The 6,198-nt window shown below is 37.5% G+C and carries 6 protein-coding genes; all 6 read right to left on the bottom strand.

Going from position 1 to position 6,198, the window contains the following annotated elements; genetic code table 11:
* The coding region (locus I0Q91_RS07850) for an InlB B-repeat-containing protein (protein ID WP_270453903.1) at positions 1–1,141 on the bottom strand (1,141 nt) is incomplete at its 3' end.
* Between the two features lie 25 nt (positions 1,142–1,166).
* Positions 1,167–1,871, bottom strand: coding sequence for a hypothetical protein (locus I0Q91_RS07845; protein WP_270453902.1), 705 nt, complete (start codon positions 1,869–1,871; stop codon positions 1,167–1,169).
* A 51-nt stretch (positions 1,872–1,922) separates the two neighbouring features.
* The gene (locus tag I0Q91_RS07840; protein ID WP_270453901.1) at positions 1,923–2,384 is read right to left on the bottom strand and encodes a hypothetical protein; all 462 of its coding nucleotides are present in this window, start codon (positions 2,382–2,384) and stop codon (positions 1,923–1,925) included.
* A 175-nt stretch (positions 2,385–2,559) separates the two neighbouring features.
* Positions 2,560–3,720, bottom strand: coding sequence for a winged helix-turn-helix domain-containing protein (locus tag I0Q91_RS07835; protein ID WP_270453900.1), 1,161 nt, complete (start codon positions 3,718–3,720; stop codon positions 2,560–2,562).
* A 144-nt stretch (positions 3,721–3,864) separates the two neighbouring features.
* Positions 3,865–4,887 (bottom strand): CAP domain-containing protein, encoded by a 1,023-nt coding sequence (locus I0Q91_RS07830; protein WP_270453899.1) that lies wholly within the window; start codon positions 4,885–4,887, stop codon positions 3,865–3,867.
* 46 nt (positions 4,888–4,933) lie between these two features.
* On the bottom strand, positions 4,934–6,103 hold the full coding sequence (locus I0Q91_RS07825) for an FAD-dependent oxidoreductase (protein WP_270453898.1): 1,170 nt from the start codon (positions 6,101–6,103) through the stop codon (positions 4,934–4,936).
* Between the last annotated feature and the right edge of the window lie 95 nt (positions 6,104–6,198).

Genomic DNA, 6,198 nt, shown 5'->3' with positions numbered 1-6,198 from the left:
CAGGTACATTTGCAAATACAGTCTTGCCATCTTCACCTGTAGTCTGTGGAGTTAATGGACCAAGCTCTACTTCTGCTCCTGCTATTGGATTACCATCTCCATCAACTACTACAAAAGTAACATCAAATGTTTCTGGATCAACTATCTCTTCATCTTCAACAAAAATTGCTCTTACAGTTTTATCGGCATCCATAGTTATTGTCGTTTCAGCTGATTCTCTATTTTCAACATCGCCTTCCCAGTGGCTAAACCTCCACATTGGGATACGTATTTCATTAGATTCTACATTCCCCTGATCTTCATTACTAGCAAAAACGCCATCAAATTCTCCACGAGACGGCACAGCCTTCAATTCTACTACCGTACCATCATTAAATTCATGGTCTCCAACATCAGGAGTTACTGTACCTTCCCCTTTAGGCTCTTCCATGGTCAAAGTATATACATCTAATTCTTCCTCTACCACATCAAAAGCCTCAGAGTCAACTCTCAAAGGAATATCAGCAAATTCTGCCTCAAAAACTAACACATACCCTTCACCAACCTGATCAATAACCAGGTCATCAAAGGTTGCGATACCATTTTCATCAGTGGTCTGAACCATTGTACCATCTAAATCAAGATCAGATTCAATACTCACTGTAACTTCAACACCTTCAACTGGTCCCTGATTATTACTTATAATTACAGCCGGTGGACCTTCAATATTTTCTCCAACAACTGTATTACCAGGCTGAGTTTCCATTTCCATATCCAAACCTTCAGCACCAACATCAACAAGTCCATCATTAAAAGTAGGTGTAATCCTTGTATTATCATCAAACATTACTATTGTTGTTTCTAACTCATTGGCATTCTCATCAAAATCCCAACCAAGAAACTCCCAGCCAGGAGCTGGATCAACAACTAATCTGACTTCACTACCAACCTCAAATAAATCTTTCCAATTACCATCTTCATCTGGATTAATCTCAGTTCCATTTACAGTTATAGTGTGAATCTCATCAAATTCTCCTATTATCAAAGCCGCCCTCTGCTTAGCAAGCTCCTCAGCAACAGGGTTACTTGAGGTACAACCAGCCAGTACAGCGACTATAAGAACCAACGAAGCCATAAAAATAACTAATTTATATTTTTTCAAAATAATCTCCTCCATTCTCTTTTAATTAAAACCTAAAACTCACCTGTAAACCAACTTCAAAACCATTATCTGTATAGGTTAAATTTCCTTCGCTACTGGCGCGACCATAACGGAATCCTACTCTTCCTCCCAGGCTTATATCCTGTTCTTCAAAAAGATAAGCGCCTTGCAGAGCAAATTTTCCCCCAGGTACCCAGAAAGTATCTTCATAATAAAAATCTCCAACTCTATCTCTCATAGTAAAACTCGATCTATATACTCCAATACCACTAATAAAGTCAATATATCCAGGAAATTTATTTTCAGAATCCTCAAACCTATAAGCTTTATTAAACAAAAAACCCATGTTTGACACTGTAATACTTACATCATCTTTGCTCATCTCAACTGTATTAATCCAATCAAATTCAGCACCTAAAGCCATATTCTCATACTCTTCAGCATCAAACCAGTGAAGAGCACCTACATAAAGACCAATACCACTATTAACTGTCTGATCAATATCATAATAATCACCAAACTCATCCAAATCTTCAATATCATCATAAAACTTATCCATCAACAGAAAAGTAAAATCTTCAGAATTAAGATCAAAGGTATTATAACTGACTCCGAAATAAGGAATTATCTGACCATAATCTGTAACAAGTATTTGAGCATTTGCCTGACCGCCAAAAATCAAAAAGGCCACCAATGCAATAATTAAGACACTAACATGTTTTTTCTTCAATTTACTCGCCTCCTCTTTAAATTAAAAGATCTACTCTACTTTCCCCTGAATTCATCTATTCATTTCAGATTTTATCTTTTTATAATCCCAAACAAGTCCACTCTTTTTAAATATTTCAATCCAGGGAGACCGCTGTTTCAAATTAGATTTATTATAAAAAAAGTAATTAATCCTTTCGATTAATAACTTCATCTTTTTCTCTTCTGTATTATTAACTAAAATCAAAAAATTATTAACTTCATATTTAGATGCTACATCACCGGAACGCAATTTATTATTTAAAATAGATATAATTCTATCTGAAATCATTTCCAATTCATCCTCGCTCAAACCTTCTCCAATAACTCTTAAGTACAGCAAGTATGCTGATGGCCTACTCCTTTTTGCCCTTTTCTTTTCGAGGTTATAAGCCATCTTAAAAGTATCTATATCAGAAATATAGACATTGTTATCCTTCCTGGTATTCAGCTTCTCCATGATAGGTTTTATTTCTTTCAAAGTAGCTTTCTCCATTTTTACACCCCATTTATAAGAGAGCCAAATTTATTTATATTTATAATTGAATTATATATATTCAAGCGGAAAAAGTGAATGATTCTAGAATGACATAAAAATTTATTGCATAAAAAAAAGAGTCTGCAGGAAATTAATCCTACAGACTCTGCAGCCACAATATTAAATTAAAAATTTAATCCCCTAGCTTAAAACTTCTTTCCTCCAGCCTTACACCCTCTGGTATTCCATACCTGGCAATAAAAGCATTTTCAATCCGAGCAATCACAGTATCAACATCCTTATTCTCTATATCCAATAAAAGAATAATAAAATGATTCTCATCCCAGCGGCAAACAATATCGCCACTCCTTAAATGGCGAATTAAAAGATCAAGCATTTTATCCTCTAATTTTTCAGTATCTTCAAATCCATTTTCAGAGACCAGCCTAATATGAACTACCATCCTGGGTATCCCGGTTCTCTCTGTTCTATGTTTTTCTAAATTATATAATCTAATAAAATTATCCGAGTCTGTTAAATAAGCCAGACCCTTACGATTGCTATTATTTATTTCATCTAAAACATCCTGAAGAGATTCACTCCTATTCGCATTAAGATTATTAGCCATCCCCTCAAGTTCTGGATGTACCCTTAAACCATTTTCTTCATACAATTTTATAATCTCATCATATTTCTTTTTAGCCTGACTGTACCTTCCAGCATCAACCATCGTCTGTATAAGACCTTTAATAATCATTTCATCAAAAAAGACAAATTCATTCAATTTATCATAAAAAACAAGAGCCTTTTCATATTCAGCTTTACTCCTGAGAAAATCATCCATCTTAAGCATAGTATCAACTAAAATATCCCGATAATGATTCCTTGTACTCCAGATCCACTCGTCAGACTTAGCTTCCTGAAGAAAATCGCCTTTATAAAGATTTAAAGCCCTATCAAAAGTATCAATAGAATCTGTCGAATCTTCATTAATGAACTCTACAGTCTCATTACAAAGAATAGCAAACTCTTCAGCATCAAACCAGTATTCAAGCTCATGATTAAAAGAATATGCCGAACCCAGTGTTTTAATATAATCAGAGTCATCACCATTATTTATAAGTTTTCGAAGGCGATAAACCAGCGCAGTTAATGCCCCCTCAGGATCATCATTATTATGTAGCCGAAGAACCATAATCAGCTCATCTCTGGAAACTTCTCTATTTGAATGAACAATTAAATATTGCAGCAATTCCCAGCGTTTACTTAACTTATGAATATTTTCTGTAATTATTTCATTGCCCCGTCGAATTTTAAAATTACCCAGACTATAAACTTCCAGAGCCTTCCCCATTCTTCAGCCTCCCCCCAGTTAAAATTAAATCTTCTATAATACTTAATTCGACAACAACTTGAAAATACCTTCATAAATTTCAATTAGTTTTTATCCATTACCCCTCCCATTACCCTTCCTACTTCTATCCAATCTAAACCCAGGCTAATCCAATCTCAAAAACAACTGAGTATAGGCCTCACTCTGATAAGCACCAGCACCAATCGCATTAACATCAGGATCGAGAATATTCTGCCGATGCCCATAACTATTCATCAGACCCTCATGGGCAAAAATTGCTCCGGTATAGCCATAAGAGAGATTCTCTAGCAAATAACGATAATCTATACCAGCAGCCTGAACTCTATCTCCAGGACTACCAGTCGTCGGAGACTGATGAGAGAAAAAACCATTATAATACATGTCCTGGGAATGCTCAATGGCAACTTCAGCTGCAGCCCCATACCAGCCCAGCCTCTGAATCCCATTTCTAACCCGGACAGAATTAACCAGATCCTGAAACTGCTTGCCAGTATAATAATCTACTTCTTCCTGTTCCGAATCACTGATCTCTTCAGGCTCAAAATCAGGCCTGGAACCTCTGACCCAGCTGATATTATAATTCAAATTACTTGCAGCCATCGTCGTTTCAACATCGGAGACCAGAATAGATGTCAAGCGCTCCCTGTGAACATCTATAAAATAATGAACAACAGACTCTGACCCAGGGTCATAAAGTAAAAAAATAGAATTTTCCGCCCCATCAGGTGGGCTCAAAGTAATCGTCGTATTATTGTATTCAAATTCTAATTGCCTGCCAGCATCAACTGCCGATCTAAAACTATCAATATCAGTACCAATCTCAACACCCTGATAATCCCAATTAAAAGAATTACTGTAAATGGCCACAACCTGGCCATCTGCCACTCCAATCTGAAAATAATTGGCATAATCCTGATTATAGACCAGCCATTCATATCCATAACCAGTCGGAGCACTGTAAGCAGGCTCACCTGCTAGCTCCAGCAGATCAGATTCGGCCATGCCGATTTCCAATTCCGATATAACCTCCTCTGAAATCCCGGCAGCCTCAACACCAGCTATATCGAAACCAGATATAGCCAGCACCATCAAAGCAATTAAAAAGACCCATGCAAATCTCACACTCTTCAATTTATCAGCAAACATCATCTCTTCCTTTCATTCAAGCTTATTCCAGCCCTATCTCATCAAATTAAAGTTCCTCATTAACCCGCAGAGCAGCTTTTGCTCCTTCAGCAGCGGCCACAATTATCTGTTTATCCCTGATATTAGTAACATCACCAGCAGCCCAGACCCTTACCAGGCTGGTCTGATTCTTCTCATCAATAACTATCTCATCTCTATCATTAAGCTCTATAGTCCCCTCAAGAAAATCAGTATTAGGGACCAGACCAATTTTAGTAAAGACAGCATTTACATCAATCTTGTCATGATGGCCGGTATTTAAATCCTTAAGCTCAACAGCTTCAACCCTTTCCCCGCCTAAAATTCTGATAATTGAAGCCTCCGGGTAAACCTCTATACCAGGCTCACTGTGAATCTTTTCAACCAGAATATCCTCGCCACCAAGCCGCTCATGAATATCAATCAACTTTACATCACAACCTAATTCAGCCAGATCTAAAGCAGCCTCCATCCCTGAATTACCGCCACCTACAACAGCAACTGGCTGACCGGAATATCTATCTCCCTCACAGATTACACAGTGATGAATGCCTTTGCCTGTAAATTTCTGCTCACCCTGAACATTCAACTTTCTATATTTGCTCCCGGTTGCAACAATCACAGCCCTGGCCGTTAACTCTTTACCGCCAGCAAGTTCCACTGCAACTTGATTGTCATCTCCAGTTATCCCCTTAGCCTTCTCTCCAAGCTTTATCTCAATCTCATAATTTAAAAGTTGATGCCAGAAAGTCTCCATCAGCTCATCGCTCTGGATACTATGCTCACCAGGGTAATTCTCAACATTACCTGCTCCTAACATCTGACCACCCATATTTGTGGCCAGTAAAACTGTCTTTAAACCACGCCTGGCAGCATAAAGGCCAGCATTGATTCCAGCAGGACCAGCTCCAATTACAGCTAAATCCCAGTTCTCAGAATAGATATCCTGCTCAATATCCAACCTTTCATCCAGCCGGCCAGAAATCGTTTCAGCAACCAGATCGTCATAATCACCGACATGATTGTCATCAATAAAAATCTGAGGTGCAGTCTTTGCTCCTCCAGTCCTTTCAAGCATCTCTCTGTAAATTCTTCTATCATCTATATCATACTCTTCATAAGAACAGCCTCTGCTTTCAAAGATTGCCTTGGCCAGCTTGCTATATGGTTTGGTTGGTCTTGTATAAATCTCAATCATTACTAATCACCTGCTTTTTTTAAATTCTTGATATTTAAAGCATAACACTAATCTTTAGTTTATAACTCTACTTTAATTGTAACATATTATAAGAT

Source organism: Halonatronomonas betaini (genome assembly GCF_015666175.1).
GTDB classification, from domain to species: Bacteria; Bacillota; Halanaerobiia; order Halanaerobiales; family Halarsenatibacteraceae; genus Halonatronomonas; species Halonatronomonas betaini.
Note: the sequence above shows the minus strand (reverse complement) of the source record. Positions and strands in the feature narration are given on the sequence as shown.

Coding starts and splice junctions, on each gene's coding strand:
- I0Q91_RS07830 (WP_270453899.1), bottom strand. CDS start 4,887: ATGTTTGCTGATAAATTGAAGAGTGTGAGATTTGCATGGGTCTTTTTA.
- I0Q91_RS07840 (WP_270453901.1), bottom strand. CDS start 2,384: ATGGAGAAAGCTACTTTGAAAGAAATAAAACCTATCATGGAGAAGCTG.
- I0Q91_RS07835 (WP_270453900.1), bottom strand. CDS start 3,720: ATGGGGAAGGCTCTGGAAGTTTATAGTCTGGGTAATTTTAAAATTCGA.
- I0Q91_RS07825 (WP_270453898.1), bottom strand. CDS start 6,103: ATGATTGAGATTTATACAAGACCAACCAAACCATATAGCAAGCTGGCC.